Origin of the sequence: Streptomyces huasconensis (assembly GCF_021028635.1) — a bacterium.
GTDB lineage: Bacteria > Actinomycetota > Actinomycetes > Streptomycetales > Streptomycetaceae > Streptomyces > Streptomyces huasconensis.
This window is the reverse complement of sequence record NZ_CP086119.1, coordinates 1,769,268-1,788,257: the sequence shown is the minus strand read 5'-3', so window position 1 is coordinate 1,788,257 and position 18,990 is coordinate 1,769,268. Positions and strand designations below refer to the sequence as shown.

Annotated in this window: 18 protein-coding genes; 10 read left to right on the top strand and 8 right to left on the bottom strand. The window is 70.3% G+C overall.

Annotation, left to right across the window (positions count from 1 at the left end; translation table 11 throughout):
- Positions 1-199: 199 nt before the first annotated feature.
- A complete protein-coding gene (locus tag J2N69_RS08060; protein ID WP_230904632.1) occupies positions 200-463 on the top strand; it encodes a DUF2087 domain-containing protein in 264 nt (87 codons plus the stop codon).
- Between the two features lie 45 nt (positions 464-508).
- Here J2N69_RS08060 and pgl read toward each other — a convergent pair whose 3' ends face one another.
- From pgl to tkt, 5 genes are read right to left on the bottom strand one after another with little or no spacing between them, the layout of a single operon-like run.
- On the bottom strand, positions 509-1,288 hold the full coding sequence (pgl, locus tag J2N69_RS08055) for a 6-phosphogluconolactonase (protein WP_269075599.1): 780 nt from the start codon (positions 1,286-1,288) through the stop codon (positions 509-511).
- Positions 1,285-2,325, bottom strand: a complete 1,041-nt coding sequence (gene opcA / locus J2N69_RS08050) for a glucose-6-phosphate dehydrogenase assembly protein OpcA (RefSeq protein ID WP_230900120.1) — start codon at positions 2,323-2,325, stop codon at positions 1,285-1,287. The genes pgl and opcA overlap by 4 nt, the downstream gene beginning before the upstream one ends.
- Positions 2,322-3,845, bottom strand: coding sequence for a glucose-6-phosphate dehydrogenase (gene zwf / locus J2N69_RS08045; protein WP_127910311.1), 1,524 nt, complete (start codon positions 3,843-3,845; stop codon positions 2,322-2,324). The genes opcA and zwf overlap by 4 nt, the downstream gene beginning before the upstream one ends.
- A 5-nt stretch (positions 3,846-3,850) precedes the next feature.
- On the bottom strand, positions 3,851-4,969 hold the full coding sequence (tal, locus tag J2N69_RS08040; protein ID WP_230900119.1) for a transaldolase: 1,119 nt from the start codon (positions 4,967-4,969) through the stop codon (positions 3,851-3,853).
- Positions 4,970-5,003: 34 nt separating this feature from the next.
- Complete coding sequence (tkt, locus tag J2N69_RS08035; RefSeq protein ID WP_230900118.1) at positions 5,004-7,091, bottom strand: transketolase; 2,088 nt, start codon at positions 7,089-7,091, stop codon at positions 5,004-5,006.
- A 419-nt stretch (positions 7,092-7,510) separates the two neighbouring features.
- Here tkt and J2N69_RS08030 point away from each other — a divergent pair, with 419 nt between their 5' ends.
- From J2N69_RS08030 to J2N69_RS08020, 3 genes are all read left to right on the top strand, one after another.
- The gene (locus J2N69_RS08030) at positions 7,511-8,464 is read left to right on the top strand and encodes a heme o synthase (protein ID WP_230904630.1); all 954 of its coding nucleotides are present in this window, start codon (positions 7,511-7,513) and stop codon (positions 8,462-8,464) included.
- Positions 8,465-8,537: 73 nt separating this feature from the next.
- On the top strand, positions 8,538-8,909 hold the full coding sequence (locus tag J2N69_RS08025; RefSeq protein WP_127910313.1) for a hypothetical protein: 372 nt from the start codon (positions 8,538-8,540) through the stop codon (positions 8,907-8,909).
- 104 nt (positions 8,910-9,013) lie between these two features.
- The gene (locus tag J2N69_RS08020; RefSeq protein ID WP_230900117.1) at positions 9,014-10,120 is read left to right on the top strand and encodes an amidohydrolase; all 1,107 of its coding nucleotides are present in this window, start codon (positions 9,014-9,016) and stop codon (positions 10,118-10,120) included.
- On the opposite strand, the gene J2N69_RS08015 is transcribed toward J2N69_RS08020, so the two are convergent.
- The 3 genes from J2N69_RS08015 to J2N69_RS08005 all read right to left on the bottom strand — a co-directional run bounded on the left by J2N69_RS08015 (position 10,100) and on the right by J2N69_RS08005 (position 12,909).
- A complete protein-coding gene (locus tag J2N69_RS08015) occupies positions 10,100-11,122 on the bottom strand; it encodes a COX15/CtaA family protein (protein ID WP_230900116.1) in 1,023 nt (340 codons plus the stop codon). The genes J2N69_RS08020 and J2N69_RS08015 overlap by 21 nt on opposite strands.
- Positions 11,123-11,218: 96 nt before the next feature.
- A complete protein-coding gene (locus tag J2N69_RS08010; RefSeq protein WP_230900115.1) occupies positions 11,219-11,989 on the bottom strand; it encodes an ABC transporter permease in 771 nt (256 codons plus the stop codon).
- Positions 11,986-12,909 carry an ABC transporter ATP-binding protein gene (locus J2N69_RS08005; RefSeq protein ID WP_230900114.1) on the bottom strand — a complete coding sequence of 308 codons (924 nt, stop codon included), beginning with the start codon at positions 12,907-12,909 and terminating at the stop codon, positions 11,986-11,988. The genes J2N69_RS08010 and J2N69_RS08005 overlap by 4 nt, the downstream gene beginning before the upstream one ends.
- Positions 12,910-13,192: 283 nt before the next feature.
- Between J2N69_RS08005 and J2N69_RS08000 the strand changes: the two genes are divergently transcribed.
- The 6 genes from J2N69_RS08000 (at position 13,193) to J2N69_RS07975 (ending at position 18,975) form a co-directional block, all read left to right on the top strand.
- Positions 13,193-13,957, top strand: coding sequence for a helix-turn-helix transcriptional regulator (locus J2N69_RS08000; RefSeq protein WP_230900113.1), 765 nt, complete (start codon positions 13,193-13,195; stop codon positions 13,955-13,957).
- Positions 13,954-15,375 (top strand): Fe-S cluster assembly protein SufB, encoded by a 1,422-nt coding sequence (gene sufB / locus J2N69_RS07995; protein ID WP_223773968.1) that lies wholly within the window; start codon positions 13,954-13,956, stop codon positions 15,373-15,375. Before J2N69_RS08000 ends, sufB begins: the two co-directional genes overlap by 4 nt.
- A 67-nt stretch (positions 15,376-15,442) precedes the next feature.
- Complete coding sequence (gene sufD, locus J2N69_RS07990; protein WP_230900112.1) at positions 15,443-16,624, top strand: Fe-S cluster assembly protein SufD; 1,182 nt, start codon at positions 15,443-15,445, stop codon at positions 16,622-16,624.
- Positions 16,621-16,950, top strand: coding sequence for a non-heme iron oxygenase ferredoxin subunit (locus J2N69_RS07985; RefSeq protein ID WP_127910318.1), 330 nt, complete (start codon positions 16,621-16,623; stop codon positions 16,948-16,950). Before sufD ends, J2N69_RS07985 begins: the two co-directional genes overlap by 4 nt.
- Positions 16,951-16,957: 7 nt before the next feature.
- Complete coding sequence (gene sufC / locus J2N69_RS07980) at positions 16,958-17,722, top strand: Fe-S cluster assembly ATPase SufC (RefSeq protein WP_127910319.1); 765 nt, start codon at positions 16,958-16,960, stop codon at positions 17,720-17,722.
- Positions 17,719-18,975 (top strand): cysteine desulfurase, encoded by a 1,257-nt coding sequence (locus tag J2N69_RS07975; protein WP_230900111.1) that lies wholly within the window; start codon positions 17,719-17,721, stop codon positions 18,973-18,975. The genes sufC and J2N69_RS07975 overlap by 4 nt, the downstream gene beginning before the upstream one ends.
- Positions 18,976-18,990: the final 15 nt, after the last annotated feature.

Below are 18,990 nucleotides of genomic sequence, written 5' to 3'. Positions count from 1 at the left end.
CGACCCCGAGAGACTGCGGCTGTACGCGCGCATCGTCCTCGACGACCTGCCGCCGCGCGAGGCGGACTCACCGGCCGCCCGCAAGCACCTGGGGCGGCTGCTCGCCACCGGGCTCGTGGAGCGGCTGCCCGACGGATCGCTGCGCGCCGACCCGGCCGTCTTCCGGCGCGCCCCGGGGCCCGTCGACCCCCACCCCACCGTGCCGCGCCGCCTCACCGGCTTCTTCGCGCACGGCCGCCTCACGGCCATCCCCGTACGCCCCGTCGTACGCCACGAACTCCTCGTCCACCTCACGGACACCCTCTTCGACGCCGACCGCAGCTACAGCGAGCGCGAGGTCAACGACGCGTTCCGCACCGTGCACGACGACACCTCGGCGCTGCGCCGGTACTGCGTCACCGACGGCCTCCTGGTGCGCGAGCGCGACGGCAGCAGTTACCGCCGCGTCCACGCCCACGCGTAAGGGCCCCGCACCGGGAGCGGTGCGGGGCCCTCGTCGTGCCTACGGCTACGCCACGGCCGGCGGGTACAGCTCCGCAGGGAGCTGCGAGGCCGCCGCCGCGTCCAGCAGCCACAGCGTGCGCGAGCGGCCGCGGGCGCCGGCCGCCGGGGCCTGCACCTCACCCGCTCCGGACAGGGCGATGGCCGCGGCCCCCGCCTTGTCCTCGCCCGCCGCGAGCAGCCACACCTCGCGCGCCGCCCTGATCGCCGGGAGCGTCAGGGAGATACGGGTCGGCGGGGGCTTCGGCGCGCCGTGCACGCCGACCACCGAGCGCTCCGTCTCGCGCACCGCCGGATGCTCCGGGAAGAGCGAGGCGACATGCGTGTCCGGGCCGACGCCGAGCATCAGCACGTCGAAGGCCGGCACCTGGCCGTGGTCCTCCGGACGCGCGGCGGCGGCGAGTTCGGCGGCGTAGACCTCGGCGGCGGCGTCCACCTCGTAGGGACCGTCGGAGGCCGGCATCGGGTGCACCCGGGCCGGGTTGAGCGGCACCGCGTCCAGCAGCGCCGCCCGGGCCTGGGTGTGGTTGCGCTCCGGGTCGCCGTCCGGCAGGAAGCGCTCGTCGCCCCACCACAGGTCCAGGCGCGACCAGTCGACCGCGTCCCGGGCCGGGGAGGCGGCGAGCGCCGCCAGCAGGCCGTTGCCGTTGCGGCCGCCGGTGAGGACCACCGAGGCGTAACCCCGCGCGGACTGCGCGTCGACGATCTTCGTGATGAGACGGGCCGCCGCGGCCCGCGCCATCAGCTCCTTGTCGCGGTGGACGACGAGCTGCGGGGCCCCGGTCACTTGACCGCCGCCTTCTTCGCGGCGGCCTTCTTCGCCGGGGCCTTCTTCGGCTCGGGCTCCCCGGCGGCGGCGTCCTTGACCTCGGCCGCCACCTCCGTCACCGGGGCGGACGGCTCGACCAGGCGGTCCACGCCGTACTTCAGCGCGGACGCGTAGGTGTCGTCCGGGTCCAGGCGGCGCAGCTCCTCCGCGATCAGCTCGGCCGTCTCACGGCGCTTGAGCGCCACGGCACGGTCGGGCTGTCCCTGGATGGAGAGCGTGGCGAGCGAGCCGTCGGCCCGGTCCAGCACGATGGGACCACAGGTGGTCTCCATGCGGACGCCCGTCAGGCCGGGGCCCGCCGACACCGCGCGCTTGACCGGTACGCCCAGCCGGTCCGCCAGCCACATGGCCAGCAGCTCGCAGCTCGGGTTGAACTCCTCGCCGTCCACCTGCACTTCGGTGACCTTGCAGGTGACCTGGTCCAGGGCCGCGGCGAGCATGGAGCGCCACGGGGTGATGCGGGTCCAGGCCAGGTCCGTGCTGCCGGGCTGGTAGGACTCGGCGCGGGCCGTCAGCTCCTGGATCGGGTGCTCGGCCGTGTACGAGTCCGTGACGCGGCGCTGCGCCAGGGCGCCGAGCGGGTCGGCCGCGGCGTCGAGCGGGGCGTTCACCGGCCACCAGACGACCACGGGGGCGTCGGGCAGCAGCAGCGGCAGGACGACCGACTGGGCGTGGTCGATGACCTCGCCGTACAGCCGCAGGATCACTGTCTCGCCGGTGCCCGCCTCGACGCCGACCCGCACCTCGGCGTCGAGCCGTGAGGTGGTGCGGTCACGGGGCGAGCGGGCGGTGCGCTTGATGACCACGAGGGTGCGCGAGGGGTGCTCGCGCGACGCGTCGTTCGCGGCCTTCAGGGAGTCGTAGGCGTTCTCCTCGTCGGTGACGATGACGAGGGTCAGGACCATGCCGACGGCCGGGGTGCCGATCGCCCGGCGGCCCTGCACGAGCGCCTTGTTGATCTTGCTGGACGTGGTGTCCGTAAGGTCGATCTTCATGGCCGACGCCAGCTCCGTCCGTCTCGTGCGAGCATTTCGTCCGCCTCGGTCGGGCCCCAGGTGCCTGCCGGGTACTGCGCGGGCTTGCCGTGCTTGTCCCAGTACTCCTCGATCGGGTCGAGGATGTTCCAGGACAGCTCGACCTCCTCCGTGCGCGGGAAGAGGTTGGCGTCGCCGAGCAGGACGTCCAGGATCAGGCGTTCGTACGCCTCCGGGCTGGACTCGGTGAAGGACTCGCCGTACGCGAAGTCCATCGAGACGTCCCGGATCTCCATGGAGGTGCCGGGGACCTTCGAGCCGAACCGGACCGTGATGCCCTCGTCGGGCTGGACGCGGATGACGATCGCGTTCTGCCCGAGCTCCTCGGTGGCCGTGTGGTCGAAGGGGGAGTGGGGCGCGCGCTGGAAGACGACCGCGATCTCCGTGACGCGGCGGCCCAGACGCTTGCCCGTGCGCAGGTAGAAGGGGACGCCCGCCCAGCGGCGGTTGTCCACCTCCAGCTTGATGGCCGCGTAGGTGTCGGTCTTCGACTTGGGGTCGATGCCCTCTTCCTGGAGGTAGCCGACGGCCTTCTCGCCGCCCTGCCACCCGGCGGCGTACTGCCCGCGGACGGTGCTGGTGCCGAGGTCCTTGGGCAGCCGGACGGCGCCGAGCACCTTCGCCTTCTCGGCGACCAGCGCGTTCGCGTCGAAGGAGGCGGGCTCCTCCATCGCGGTCAGCGCCATCAGCTGGAGCAGGTGGTTCTGGATGACGTCACGGGCGGCGCCGATGCCGTCGTAGTAGCCGGCGCGGCCGCCGATGCCGATGTCCTCGGCCATCGTGATCTGGACGTGGTCCACGTACGACCGGTTCCAGATCGGCTCGAACATCTGGTTGGCGAAGCGCAGTGCCAGGATGTTCTGGACGGTCTCCTTGCCGAGGTAGTGGTCGATCCGGAACACCTGGTCCGGGGCGAACACCTCGTGCACGATCGCGTTCAGCTCGCGGGCGGAGGCCAGGTCGTGGCCGAACGGCTTCTCGATGACCGCGCGGCGCCAGGCGCCCTCGGGGGCGTCGGCGAGGTCGTGCTTCTTGAGCTGCTGGACGACCTGCGGGAAGAACTTCGGGGGCACCGAGAGGTAGAAGGCGAAGTTGCCGCCGGTGCCCTGCGCCTTGTCCAGCTCCTGGATGGTGTCCTTGAGCTGCTCGAAGGCATCGTCGTCGTCGAAGTTGCCCTGGACGAAGCGCATGCCCTGGATGAGCTGCTGCCAGACCTCCTCGCGGAACGGCGTGCGTGAGTGCTCCTTGACCGCGTCGTGGACGACCTGGGCGAAGTCCTCGTCCTCCCAGTCGCGGCGGGCGAAGCCAATGAGGGAAAAGCCCGGCGGCAGCAGACCTCGGTTGGCGAGGTCGTACACGGCGGGCATCAACTTTTTACGGGACAAATCGCCCGTGACGCCAAAGATGACCAGGCCCGACGGCCCCGCGATACGCGGGAGCCGTCGGTCTGCGGCGTCACGCAGCGGATTGCTGCTTGACAAAGTGGTCAGCCCTTCGAAGGAGCGAGGCGCTTCAGCTCGGCCTCGGTCGACTTGAGCAGATCGGTCCAGGAGGCCTCGAACTTCTCGACGCCCTCGTCTTCCAGGAGCTGCACGACGTCGTCGTACGCGATGCCGAGCTTCTCCACGGCGGCGATCTCCGCGCGGGCCTCGTCGTAGGTGCCCGCGATGGTGTTGCCGGTGATCTGGCCGTGGTCGCCGGTGGCTTCCAGGGTCGCCTCGGGCATCGTGTTCACCGTGTTGGGCGCGACCAGCTCGTCGACGTACAGGGTGTCCTTGTACGCCGGGTCCTTGACGCCGGTCGAGGCCCACAGCGGACGCTGCTTGTTGGCCTGCGCCTTGTCGAGGGCGGCCCAGCGGTCGGAGGAGAAGACCTCCTCGTACGCCTCGTAGGCCAGCCGGGCGTTGGCGAGGGCGGCCTTCCCCTTGAGGGCCTTGGCCTCGTCCGTGCCGATGCCGTCCAGGCGCTTGTCGATCTCGGTGTCCACGCGGGACACGAAGAAGGACGCCACCGAGTGGATCTTCGACAGGTCCAGGCCGCGCTCCTTGGCCTTCTCCAGGCCCGCGAGGTACGCGTCCATGACCATGCGGTAGCGCTCCAGCGAGAAGATCAGCGTGACGTTGACGCTGATGCCGAGGCCGATGACCTCGGTGATCGCCGGGATGCCCGCCTGGGTGGCCGGGATCTTGATGAGCGCGTTGGGGCGGTCCACCAGCCACGCGAGCTGCTTGGCCTCGGCGACCGTGGCCTTGGTGTTGTGCGCGAGGCGCGGGTCGACCTCGATCGAGACGCGGCCGTCCTGGCCGTCCGTCGCGTCGAAGACCGGGCGCAGGATGTCGGCGGCGTCACGGACGTCCGCCGTCGTGATCATGCGGATGGCCTCTTCGACCGTGACCTCACGGGCCGCCAGGTCGGAGAGCTGCTGGTCGTAACCGTCGCCCTGCGAGATGGCCTTCTGGAAGATCGACGGGTTGGTCGTGACGCCCACGACGTGCTGCTGGTCGATCAGCTCGGCGAGGTTGCCGGACGTGATCCGCTTGCGCGACAGGTCGTCCAGCCAGATCGCGACGCCTTCTTCGGAGAGGCGCTTGAGTGCGTCTGTCATGGAATTACATCTCCTACTTGTTCGTATACGGGCGTCAGCGCTGGACGGCGGCGATCGATTCCCGCGCCGCCTGGGCCACCGCGTCGGCGGTGAACCCGAACTCGCGGAAGAGGACCTTGCCGTCGGCCGAGGCACCGAAGTGCTCCAGCGAGACGATGCGTCCGGCGTCGCCCACGAAACGGTGCCAGGTCAGGCCGATGCCCGCCTCGACCGCCACGCGCGCCTTCACGGACGGCGGCAGCACGCTGTCGCGGTACCCCTGGTCCTGCTCCTCGAACCACTCGACCGACGGCATCGAGACGACCCGCGTCGGAACACCGGCGGCCTGGAGCTGCTCACGCGCCTCGACGGCGAGGTGCACCTCGGAGCCGGTGCCGATGAGGATGACCTCCGGCGTGCCGCCGTCGGCCTCGAACAGGACGTAGCCGCCCTTGGCCGCGTCCTCGTTGCGGTCGTACGTGGGCACGCCCTGGCGGGTCAGCGCGAGGCCGTGCGGGGCGCCCTTGCCGAACTCCTTGGTGAAGCGCTTGAGGATCTCGCGCCAGGCGATGGCGGTCTCGTTCGCGTCGGCCGGGCGTACGACGTTCAGGCCCGGGATGGCGCGCAGCGAGGCCAGGTGCTCGACCGGCTGGTGCGTCGGGCCGTCCTCGCCGAGACCGATGGAGTCGTGCGTCCACACGTACGTCACCGGCAGGTGCATCAGCGCGGACAGGCGGACGGCGTTGCGCATGTAGTCGGAGAACACCAGGAAGGTGCCGCCGTAGATGCGGGTGTTGCCGTGCAGCGCGATGCCGTTCATCTCCGCGGCCATGGAGTGCTCGCGGATGCCGAAGTGGATCGTGCGGCCGTACGGGTCGGCCTCCGGCAGCGGGTTGTCCGCCGGCAGGAACGACGACGTCTTGTCGATCGTCGTGTTGTTCGAGCCCGCGAGGTCGGCGGAGCCGCCCCACAGCTCGGGGATGACCGCGCCCAGCGCCTGGAGGACCTTGCCGGAGGCGGCGCGGGTGGCGACGCCCTTGCCGGTCTCGAAGACGGGGAGGTGGTCCTCCCAGCCCTCGGGCAGCTCGCCCGCGGCGACCCGCTCGAAGGTGGCGGCGTGCTCGGGGTTGGCGGTGCGCCAGGCGGCGAAGCCCTTTTCCCACTCGGCCTTGGCCTCACGGCCGCGGTCCAGCGCCTTGCGGGTGTGCGCGATGACCTCGTCGGAGACCTCGAAGGTCTGCTCCGGGTCGAAGCCGAGGACGCGCTTGGTGGCGGCCACTTCCTCGTCGCCGAGCGCCGAGCCGTGCGCGGCCTCGGTGTTCTGCGCGTTCGGGGCGGGCCAGGCGATGATCGAGCGCATCGCGATGAAGGAGGGGCGCTCGGTCTCGGCCTTGGCGGCCTGGATCGCGGCGTACAGGGCGGCCGGGTCGAGGTCGCCGTTCTCCTTGGGCTCCACGCGCTGGACGTGCCAGCCGTAGGCCTCGTACCGCTTGAGGGTGTCCTCGGAGATCGCGGTGGCGGTGTCGCCCTCGATCGAGATGTGGTTGTCGTCCCACAGCATCACGAGGTTGCCGAGCTTCTGGTGCCCGGCCATCGAGGACGCCTCCGCGGAGATGCCCTCCTCCAGGCAGCCGTCACCGGCGATGACGAAGATGTGGTGGTCGAACGGCGACTCGCCCGCGGGGGTCGCCGGGTCGAACAGGCCGCGCTCGTAGCGGGCGGCCATCGCCATGCCCACGGCGTTGGCGACGCCCTGGCCCAGCGGGCCCGTCGTCGTCTCCACGCCGGTCGTGTGCCCGTACTCCGGGTGGCCCGGGGTCTTCGAGCCCCAGGTGCGGAAGGCCTTCAGGTCATCCAGCTCCAGGCCGAAACCGGCGAGGTAGAGCTGGATGTAGAGGGTCAGGGACGAATGGCCCGCGGAAAGGACGAACCGGTCGCGACCGGTCCACTCCGCGTCCGCCGGGTCATGGCGCATCACCTTCTGGAAAAGGGTGTACGCGGCGGGCGCGAGGCTCATGGCCGTACCGGGATGGCCGTTGCCGACCTTCTGTACGGAATCCATGGCCAGGACGCGAGCGGTGTCAACGGCTCGCTGGTCCAGTTCGGTCCACTCGAGGTCTGTGGTGGTCGGCTTGGTGCTCACCCTGAGTCAGGGCTCCTCTCCACATGTCGAATGCCGGCGATGTGAATCTCACCGGCCGTTGTCGAGCCTACCGCTGCCAGAACGTGCATTTTTTCGAGTCATTCCAGACTGCCGGGACAAGTGGTGATCCGCCTCCCGAAAGGAATGCGCGGCGATTCGCCATGTGAATAGGGAACCGCTCATATGTCCGCTCAATGGTCGTTCGGTATCGCTCATGTGTCCGTTCAAAGGACGTTCCGCGCCGCTCGGGCGACCGGTCGCCCGACCCTCGGTACCCCGGGTCCGGACGCTCAACACGACCCCACCCCCGCGAAGGGCGAGGTATGGGCAACGTCTACAGTGGCGTGGTACGCGCGAGCCTTTACCGGATCTTCATGTCAGAAGGTGCCGGACAGCTCGCTGGGATGTCTCTGTCAGGGGTGTGCGTGACGGCCGTTGAATCCCGTCCAGCGGGGGTTTCCGGGACGGACCTTAGCCCGAGCCATCGGCCGTTCGGGGCCCGTGTCAAGGCGTTCGTGGCGCTCACCAAGCCGCGGATCATCGAACTCCTCCTCATCACCACCGTTCCGGTGATGTTCCTCGCCGAACAGGGCGTGCCCGACCTGTGGCTGGTCTTCGTGACCTGCCTGGGCGGCTACCTCTCGGCGGGCGGCGCCAACGCGCTCAACATGTACATCGACCGCGACATCGACGCCCTCATGGACCGCACGTCGCAGCGGCCGCTGGTCACCGGGATGGTGAGCCCCCGCGAGTGCCTCGTCTTCGGCATCGCCCTGGCGGTCGTCTCCACGCTGCTCTTCGGCCTCGCCGTGAACTGGCTCTCCGCCTGGCTCGCGCTCGGCGCGCTCCTCTTCTACGTGGTCGTCTACACGATGATCCTCAAGCGGCGGACCTCGCAGAACATCGTCTGGGGCGGCATCGCGGGCTGCATGCCGGTCCTCATCGGCTGGTCCTCGGTCACCAACTCCCTGTCGTGGGCGCCGGTCATCCTCTTCCTCGTCATGTTCTTCTGGACGCCGCCGCACTACTGGCCGCTCTCCATGAAGGTCAAGGACGACTACGCGCGCGTGGGCGTGCCGATGCTGCCGGTCATCGCCTCCAACAAGGTCGTCGCCCGGCAGATCGTCCTCTACAGCTGGGTCATGGTCGCCGTCTCGCTGCTGCTCCAGCCGCTCGGCTACACCGGCTGGTTCTACACGGCGGTGGCACTGGTGACCGGCGGCTGGTGGCTGTGGGAGGCGCACGGCCTGCAGAACCGCGCCAAGGCGGAGGTCACGGGCGGCAAGCTCAAGGAGATGCGGCTCTTCCACTGGTCCATCACGTACGTGTCGCTGCTCTTCGTCGCCGTGGCGGTCGACCCCTTCCTGCGCTAGCGCCGCGGCTCGTGGCCGATGCCACTCCGCCCGGCTGTCGCCAAGCGATCTACCCGTCGGTAGCATCCTGCCCATGGCAGACACGCAGCAGGTGGACGAGCAGGCGACCGAGCAGGTGGACGACGGCAAGCAGGCCGCCCGCGCGGAGCGGAAGGCGGCCAAGCTGGCCAAGGAGATCGGTGCCTTCGTCCGTGAACACGGCGGCGCCGAGGGACAGGTCGCCCACCTCGGCCAGAAGGGCGCCCGCATCGTCCTCGTCGGCGAGGACGGCGGCTGGGGCGACCTGGTGGCCCCCACGCACGCCATCGCGCTCAGCGCCGTGGAGAAGGCCGGCATCACCGTCCACGAGGACTTCGACGGGGACTTCGCCGCCAAGGTGCGGACCGGCCCCTACGAGTGGACGCGCATGGCCGGCATCCAGATCGGCGGCCCGAAGAACGCCTGAGACCGGGCACGTGTTCGGCCCGCCGAGACTGGCCGAGAGCAACACCTGACACGCGCGTCACCCGTTAGGACCGTAGGAGCAAGGTCCATTCAGCGGGAGTCCGCATGATCGAAACGCCGTCCCTGGTGGACCAGTACTGCCATGGCGTCCTCCGTACGGAGCTGGGCCTCGGCACCTTCGAGGCCCACCTCGGCCGGGGCGAGGGGCCGCCCGCCCCCGGCACCACCTTCTTCGACACCCAGACCGGCTTCGCGGTGCGCCGCTGGTGCCCGCCGCTGCTCGGCCTCGAACCGCACTGTCCGCCCGCCCGCTATCTGGCCCGCCGCCGCGACCTCGGCGTCCTGGAGTCGGGGCGGCGCCTGCTGCGCGGCAGCGGCATCACCACGTACCTCGTCGACACGGGGCTGCCGGGAGACCTGACGGGGCCCGGCGAGATGGCGTCCGCGGGCGGCGCCACGGCCCGCGAGATCGTGCGCCTGGAGCTTCTCGCCGAGCAGGTCGCCGACACCTCGGGGACCGCCGACTCCTTCCTCGCCAACCTCGCCGAGTCCGTCCACGGCGCCGCCGCGCACGCCGTCGCCTTCACCTCGGTCGCGGGGGTGCGCCACCCGCTCTCCCTCGCGGCGCGGCCGCCGGGGCCGGGCGAGGTGCGGCGCGCGGTGGGGCACTGGCTCGCGGCGCGGCAGGTGGGCGGTGAGCTGGCCGACCCGGTGCTGCTGCGGCACCTGCTGTGGATCGCGGTGGCCTCGGGGCGGCCGCTCCAGCTGCACGCGGGCGCCGGCGACCCCCAGGCGTACTTCGGGGACTTCGCGCGCGCCACCGCGGGCCTCGGCACCGATCTGGTGCTGCTGCACGGCTATCCGTACCACCGCGCCGCCGCCCACCTCGCGGCGGTCTTCCCGCACGTCCACACCGACCTGGGGCCCGCGCTCGTGCGCACCGGGGCGCGGGCGGCGGCCGTGCTCGCGGAGATCCTCGAACTCGCGCCCTTCGGCAAGCTGCTGTTCTCCAGCGGCGCGCACGGCCTGCCCGAGCTGCACGTCGTGGGGGCCCGGCTCTTCCGCGAGGCGCTCGGGCGCGTCCTGGGCACCTGGGTCGCCGAGGGCGCCTGGTCGCTCACCGACGCGCAGCGCGTGGCGGGGATGATCGCGGCGGGCAACGCCTGCCGCGTCTACGGCCTCGCGGACCCGTCAGACGGCGGAGAGCTGTGAGTCGTCCGCCTGGGCGGGCACCTCGGCCGTGGGCAGCGGCCGCTCCCGCAGGGACAGCAGCACGCGCAGCACGGCGATCCACACCAGGCACGAGCCGAACATGTGCAGGCCGACCAGGACCTCCGGCAGCTCCGTGAAGTACTGGACGTAGCCGATGGCGCCCTGCGCGAGGAGGATCAGGAACAGGTCGCGGGTGCGGGCCAGCGGGCCGCGCGGCGCGTCCACCGCCTTGAGCACGAACCACAGGGCGAAGGTCAGCGTCACCACGATCCAGGCGAGCACCGCGTGCAGCTTGGTCACGCCCTCCCAGTCCAGGCCGACCGGGGCGAGGTTCATCCGGGGTACGTCGCTGGAGTCGCCCGCGTGCGGACCGGCGCCGGTCACGACCGTGCCGACCGCGATGAGCAGCACCGAGGCCGCGACCAGGAACCAGACGAGTTGCGCCACGGCCTTGCCGACCAGCGGACGCGGCTCGCCGTCGCCCTCGCGGGTGCGCTGCCACATGACGGCGGCGACCGCGATCAGGGCCGAGGAGAGCAGGAAGTGCGCGGCGACCGTGTACGGGTTCAGACCGACGAGCACGACGATGCCGCCGAGCACGGCGTTCCCCATGACCAGCCAGAACTGTGCCCAGCCGAGCCGCGTGAGGCTGCGCCGCATCGGCTTCTGCGCGCGGGCGGCGATGATCGCCCAGCCGACGGCCGCGCACAGGACATACGTCAGGACGCGGTTGCCGAACTCGATGTAGCCGTGGAAGCCCATCTCGCTGGTCGCGGTGAGGGAGTCCTCGGTGCACTTGGGCCAGGTCGGGCAGCCGAGGCCCGAACCGGTCAGCCGTACGGCCCCGCCCGTCACGACGATGACCACCGTCATGGCGAGGGAGAGGAAGGCCGCCCGCTGGACGGTCCGCTGGGTGGGGGCCCAGCGCTCGGCGATGAAGGCGAGCGGGTTCCGCACGGCTTGAGCGAGGTCGGCTCGGGTCACGTTTGGCACGCGCCCCATCGTAGGGGGCCGCTTGTGCACGGCTTCACGAGGGGGACGTATCCGGCGTTCCTGTGACGGCCGTTACGCCGTACGGCTGCTTCCGCGGGCGCGCCGCTACTCCCAGCGGAAGAACTTCGCCGCCGCGCCGAGCCCCAGCACCGCCCACACCGCGAGGATGCCGAGGTCCGCCCACGGCATGCCCGCGCCGTGCCGGAGGACGTCGCGCAGCCCGTCCGAGAGCGCCGAGACGGGCAGCAGGCCGAGGACCGACTGGACCGCCCCGGGGAACTTGTCGAGCGGCACGATCACGCCGCCGCCCATGAGCAGGAGCAGGAAGACGAGGTTCGCGGCCGCCAGCGTCACCTCGGCCTTGAGGGTGCCCGCCATCAGCAGACCGAGGCCGGAGAAGGCCGCGGTGCCGAGGAGCAGGAGCAGGAGTACGGCGAAGGGGTTGCCGTGCGGCGACCAGCCGAGGGCGAGGGCGATGGCCGTGAGCAGGGCGACCTGGAGGGCCTCGGTGACCAGCACGGAGAGCGTCTTGGCCGCCATCAGGCCCCAGCGGGGCAGCGGTGAGGCGCCGAGCCGCTTGAGCACGCCGTAGCGCCGCTCGAAGCCGGTCGCGATGGCCTGCCCGGTGAACGCCGTGGACATCACGGCGAGCGCGAGGACCCCGGGCGCGAGGAAGTCCACGGCCTTGCCCTCGCCCGTGTCGATGATGTCCACGACACTGAACAGCACGAGCAGGAGGGTGGGGATCACCACCGTCAGGAGCAGCTGCTCGCCGTTGCGCAGCAGCATCCGCGTCTCCAGGGCCGCCTGCGCGGCGATCATGCGGGGGAGCGGGGCGGCACCCGGCTTCGGCGTGTACGTACCGGCGGCGCTCATCCGCGCAGCTCCTTGCCCGTGAGTTCGAGGAAGACGTCTTCCAGGGTGTGGCGTTCGACCGAGATCCGGTCCGGCATCACCCCGTGCTGGGCGCACCAGGAGGTGACGGTGGCCAGCAGCTGCGGGTCGACCGTGCCGCTGACGCGGTAGGCGCCGGGGGTCAGCTCGGCCGCGGCCGAGTCCGGGGGCAGCGCCTTGAGCAGCGAGCCGACGTCCAGGCCCGGGCGGCCGGTGAACCGCAGGGTGTTCTCGGCGCCGCCGCGGCACAGCGCGTCGGGGCTGCCCTGGGCGATGACCCGGCCCGCGTCGATGATCGCGACGTCGTCGGCCAGCTCCTCGGCCTCGTCCATGTGGTGCGTGGTGAGGATGACGGCGACCCCGTCGCGGCGCAGATCGCGGACGAGTTCCCAGGTCGCCCGGCGGGCCTGCGGGTCCAGGCCGGCGGTCGGCTCGTCCAGGAAGACCAGCTCGGGCCTGCCGACCACGGCCAGCGCGAGCGCGAGGCGCTGCTGCTGGCCGCCGGAGAGCCGCCGGTAGGTGGTGCGGCCGCAGGAGCCGAGCCCGAGGCGTTCGATGAGGGCGTCCACGTCCAGCGGGTGCGCGTGCAGCTTGGCGACGTGGCGCAGCATCTCGTCGGCGCGGGCGCCGGAGTAGACGCCGCCGGACTGGAGCATCACGCCGATGCGGGGCCGCAGCGCCCCGGCCTCGCGGACCGGGTCCAGGCCGAGCACGCGGACCGTGCCGGAGTCCGGCTTGCGGTACCCCTCGCAGGTCTCGATCGTGGTGGTCTTGCCGGCGCCGTTGGGGCCGAGAACGGCGGTGATGCCCGCCCCGGCCGTCAGGTCGAGGCCGTCGACCGCGGTCTTGGTTCCGTACCGCTTGACCAGACTCTCGATCTGGACGACGGGCTCGTTTCGCATGGTGAGCCAGTCTAGGGACGGATCGCGGGCGCCGGGCGGGCGGGGCGCGGACGGTGCGCGGGAGTGCGCCGCGCGCGGGCACAAAGGGCCGGTGGGAGGGGGTGCCCGGCCTGGTCAGAGGGGTTGGGACGGCCCCGGCTCACCCCATCGAAAGGATCGTGCGTTTGATCGATCAGTGATCGTTTTCGCAGGTCAGATTAGGTGAACCTAAGTGACGCAGCGCACCGGCCGGTGATCGCGGCGCGGGTTGTCAGGCTCTGAGGAATTACGCAACAATGGCGTTGTGAAAAACGTTGGCGAGGCTCCGCAGGAGGAACTCGCGACCGGGGAGCGATCCACTCGCAACCGTGTCGCGCGCTCCATCCTGGACCACGGCCCCTCCACCGTCGCCGACCTCGCGAAGCGTCTCGGCCTCACCCAGGCGGCCGTCCGCAGGCACCTCGACTCCCTCGTCCACGAGAACGTCGTCGAGCCCCGCGAGCAGCGCATCTACGGCGCGCGGACCCGGGGCCGCCCCGCGAAGGTGTTCGCCCTGACCGACTGCGGTCGCGACGCCTTCGACCAGTCCTACGACACGCTCGCCGCCGAGGCCCTGCGCTGGATCGCCGAGCGGCACGGCGAGGGCGCCCTCGTCGCCTTCGCCCGGGACCGCATCGCCGCGCAGGCCACGGCGTACCAGGCGGCGATCGACGCGGCACCACCCGAACAGCGCACCGAGGCCCTGGCCAAGGCGCTGACCGCCGACGGGTACGCTGCCACGGCGCGCAGCGCACCGGTCGGCGAGCAGCTCTGCCAGCACCACTGCCCGGTCGCCCATGTCGCCGAGCAGTTCCCGCAGCTGTGCGAGGCGGAGACGGAGATGTTCTCCACGCTGCTCGGCACGCATGTGCAGCGCCTTGCCACCATCGCCCACGGCGACGGCGTCTGCACGACGTTCATCCCGCGCAGTGGCGGCGCCCCGCAGGCGGCACAGCCCGAGCGGGCAGCACAGTCAGCACAGCCTTTCAATTCAGCATCAGCAAGCACGGCCGGGAGGAACCCCGCATGACGCTCCCCACGGAGACTGCCCACCCCGAACTCGAGGGTCTGGGCAACTACGAATACGGCTGGGCCGACTCCGACGCCGCCGGTGCCTCTGCCAAGCGCGGCATCAACGAGGACGTCGTCCGGGACATCTCGGCCAAGAAGTCCGAGCCGGAGTGGATGACCAAGCTCCGCCTCAAGGGCCTGCGCCTCTTCGACAAGAAGCCCATGCCGAACTGGGGCTCGGACCTCTCCGGCATCGACTTCGACAACATCAAGTACTTCGTGCGCTCCACGGAGAAGCAGGCGGAGTCCTGGGAGGACCTGCCCGAGGACATCAAGAACACGTACGACAAGCTCGGCATCCCCGAGGCGGAGAAGCAGCGCCTCGTCGCCGGTGTCGCGGCCCAGTACGAGTCCGAGGTCGTCTACCACCAGATCCGCGAGGACCTGGAGGAGCAGGGCGTCATCTTCCTGGACACCGACACGGCGCTGAAGGAGCACCCGGAGCTCTTCAAGGAGTATTTCGGCACCGTCATCCCCGTCGGCGACAACAAGTTCGCGTCGCTGAACACCGCCGTGTGGTCCGGCGGCTCGTTCATCTACGTCCCCAAGGGCGTGCACGTCGAGATCCCGCTCCAGGCCTACTTCCGCATCAACACGGAGAACATGGGCCAGTTCGAGCGGACGCTGATCATCGTCGACGAGGACGCCTACGTCCACTACGTCGAGGGCTGCACCGCGCCGATCTACAAGTCGGACTCGCTGCACTCCGCCGTCGTCGAGATCATCGTGAAGAAGGGCGGCCGCTGCCGCTACACGACGATCCAGAACTGGTCGAACAACGTCTACAACCTGGTCACCAAGCGCGCCGTGGCGTACGAGGGCGCGACCATGGAGTGGATCGACGGCAACATCGGTTCCAAGGTCACCATGAAGTACCCCGCCGTCTACCTCATGGGCGAGCACGCCAAGGGCGAGACGCTGTCCATCGCCTTCGCGGGCGAGGGCCAGCACCAGGACGCCGGCTCCAAGATGGTCCACATGGCGCCGAACACCTCCTCCAACATCGTCTCCAAGTCGGTGGCGCGCGGCGGCGGTCGTACGTCATACCGCGGCCTTGTCGAGATCGGTGAGGGCGCCGCCGGATCGAAGTCGAACGTCCTCTGTGACGCGCTCCTCGTCGACACGATCTCGCGCTCGGACACCTACCCCTACGTCGACGTCCGCGAGGACGACGTCTCGATGGGCCACGAGGCGACCGTCTCCAAGGTCTCCGACGACCAGCTCTTCTACCTGATGAGCCGCGGCATGACCGAGTTCGAGGCCATGGCGATGATCGTCCGCGGCTTCGTGGAGCCGATCGCCAAGGAGCTGCCCATGGAGTACGCCCTGGAGCTGAACCGGCTGATCGAGCTGCAGATGGAGGGTTCGGTCGGCTGAGGCCGGACGTCCCCGCAGCGAGCAGATTTCTTCACGCAGAGCGCAGAAAGAGAGCACGACGACAGCCATGGCTGAGGCCCAGAACATCCCCGTGGGGTCGACGACCGCCGGATCCATCGCGGTGGCCGCCGAGTCCACCGTCGCCACCCGCATGAGCGCCCCCCCGTCCTACGACGTGGCGGACTTCCCCGTCCCCCACGGCCGCGAGGAGGAGTGGCGGTTCACGCCGCTGGAGCGGCTGCGCGGGCTGCACGACGGCACCGCTGTCGCCGACGGCGGCATCCGCGTCGAGGTGAGCGCCCCCGATGGCGTCACCCAGGAGACGGTGGGCCGGGACGACGCGCGCGTCGGCAAGGCGGGCAAGCCCGTCGACCGCATCGCCGCGCAGGCGTACTCGTCCTTCGAGAAGGCCTCGGTCGTGACCGTCCCCAAGGAGACCGTCCTCACGGAGCCCATCCGCATCGCGGTGCATGGCGAGGGCGGCACCGCCTTCGCCCACCAGGTGATCGAGCTGGGCGCGTTCGCCGAGGCCCTCGTCGTCATCGACCACACCGGTGACGCCGTGCTCGCCGCCAACGTCGACTTCATCGTCGGCGACGGCGCCAAGCTCACCGTCGTCTCCGTCCAGGACTGGGACGACAAGGCGGTCCACGTCGCCCAGCACAACGCCCTGGTCGGCCGCGACGCCTCCTTCAAGTCCGTCGTCGTCACCTTCGGCGGCGACCTGGTCCGCCTGCACCCGCGCGTCGAGTACGCGGGCACCGGCGGCGAGGCCGAGCTGTTCGGCCTCTACGTCACCGACGCGGGCCAGCACCAGGAGCACCGCCTCCTGGTCGACCACAACACCCCGCACTGCAAGTCGAACGTCGTCTACAAGGGCGCGCTCCAGGGCGACGACGCCCACGCGGTGTGGATCGGCGACGTCCTCATCGAGGCCGCCGCCGAGGGCACGGACACGTACGAGATGAACCGCAACCTCGTGCTGACCGACGGCGCCCGCGTGGACTCGGTCCCGAACCTGGAGATCGAGACCGGCGAGATCGTCGGCGCCGGCCACGCCTCGGCGACCGGCCGCTTCGACGACGAGCAGCTCTTCTACCTCCAGTCGCGCGGCATCCCGGAGGACGAGGCCCGCCGCCTCGTCGTCCGCGGCTTCTTCGCCGAGCTGGTCCAGCAGATCGGCCTGCCGGACGTCGAGGAGCGCCTCCTCGCGAAGATCGAAGAGGAGCTGGAGGCGACGGTCGCATGACCTTCGTACGCGTCTGTGGACTGGGCGAGCTGGAGGAGGACACCCCCAAGCGGGTGGAACTCGACGGCACGCCGGTCTCCGTCGTCCACACCGAGGGCGAGGTGTTCGCGATCCACGACATCTGCTCGCACGCGAACGTCTCCCTCTCCGAGGGCGAGGTGGAGGACTGCCAGATCGAGTGCTGGCTGCACGGCTCCGCGTTCGACCTCCGCACCGGCAAGCCGTCCGGCCTTCCCGCGACGCGCCCCGTCCCCGTATACCCCGTAAAGATCGAAGGGGGCAGCGTCCTCGTTGACGTACGCGCCCCCCTCTCCCAGGAGTCCTGAGGCACCCATGGCAACGCTTGAAATCAAGGACCTGCACGTCACCGTCGAGGCCGACAACTCCACCAAGGAGATCCTCAAGGGCGTCGACCTGACCGTGAAGCAGGGCGAGACCCACGCCATCATGGGCCCGAACGGCTCCGGCAAGTCGACGCTCGCCTACTCCGTCGCGGGCCACCCCAAGTACACGATCACCCAGGGCAGCGTGACCCTCGACGGCGAGGACGTCCTCGAGATGTCCGTCGACGAGCGCGCCCGCGCCGGCATGTTCCTCGCCATGCAGTACCCGGTCGAGGTCCCCGGCGTCTCGGTCTCCAACTTCCTGCGTACGTCGGCGACGGCGATCCGCGGCGAGGCCCCCAAGCTGCGCACCTGGGTGAAGGAGGTCAAGTCCGCGATGGAGCAGCTCCAGATGGACCCGGCCTTCGCCGAGCGCAACGTCAACGAGGGCTTCTCCGGCGGTGAGAAGAAGCGCCACGAGATCCTCCAGATGGAACTCCTCAAGCCGAAGATCGCGATCCTCGACGAGACGGACTCCGGTCTGGACGTCGACGCGCTGCGCCAGGTCTCGGACGGCGTCAACCGCGTCCGCGCGACCGGCGAGGTCGGCACGCTGCTCATCACGCACTACACGCGCATCCTGCGCTACATCAAGCCCGACTTCGTGCACGTGTTCGCCAACGGCCGCATCGCCGAGTCCGGCGGCGCCGAGCTGGCCGACAAGCTGGAGGCCGAGGGCTACGAGGCTTACACGAAGGGTGGCGCATCCGCGTGACACAGCTGCCGGGCCTCCTCGACACCGAGGCGATCCGCAAGGACTTCCCGATCCTGGATCGTCGCATCCACGACGGCAAGAAGCTCGTGTACCTGGACAACGCGGCGACCTCGCAGACGCCGCGCCAGGTCCTCGACGTACTGAACGAGTACTACGAGCAGCACAACGCCAACGTTCACCGCGGCGTGCACGTCCTCGCCGAGGAGGCCACGGCGCTGTACGAGGGCGCCCGTGACAAGGTCGCGGCGTTCATCAACGCGCCCAGCCGCGACGAGGTGATCTTCACCAAGAACGCCTCGGAGTCGCTGAACCTCGTGGCCAACATGCTCGGCTGGGCCGACGAGCCCTACCGCGTGGACCACGAGACCGAGATCGTCATCACGGAGATGGAGCACCACTCCAACATCGTGCCGTGGCAGCTGCTCTCGCAGCGCACGGGCGCGAAGCTGAAGTGGTTCGGTCTCACCGACGACGGCCGCCTCGACCTGTCCAACATCGACGAGATCATCACCGAGAAGACGAAGATCGTCTCCTTCGTGCTGGTCTCCAACATCCTGGGCACGCTCAACCCGGTCGAGGCCATCGTGCGCCGCGCCCAGGAGGTCGGCGCCCTCGTCCTCATCGACGCCTCGCAGGCCGCCCCGCACATGCCGCTGGACGTGCAGGCGCTCCAGGCCGACTTCGTGGCCTTCACCGGCCACAAGATGTGCGGCCCGACGGGCATCGGTGTGCTGTGGGGACGCCAGGAACTCCTGGAGGACCTGCCTCCGTTCCTCGGCGGCGGCGAGATGATCGAGACCGTGTCGATGAACTCGTCGACGTACGCCCCCGCGCCGCACAAGTTCGAGGCGGGCACGCCGCCGGTCTCCCAGGCCGTGGGCCTGGGCGCGGCCGTCGACTACCTCACCGCCATCGGCATGGACAAGATCGCCGCGCACGAGCACGCGATCACCGAGTACGCGGTCAAGCGCCTCCTCGAAGTCCCGGACCTCAGGATCATCGGTCCGACGACGGCCGAGGACCGCGGCGCCGCGATCTCCTTCACGCTCGGCGACATCCACCCGCACGACGTGGGCCAGGTCCTGGACGAGGAAGGCATCGCGGTCCGCGTGGGACACCACTGCGCCCGCCCCGTCTGCCTCCGCTACGGAATTCCTGCGACCACGCGAGCGTCGTTCTATCTGTACTCCACGCCCGGCGAGATCGACGCCCTTGTCGACGGCCTGGAGCACGTACGGAACTTCTTCGGCTGAGGGGCTGGCTGGGAA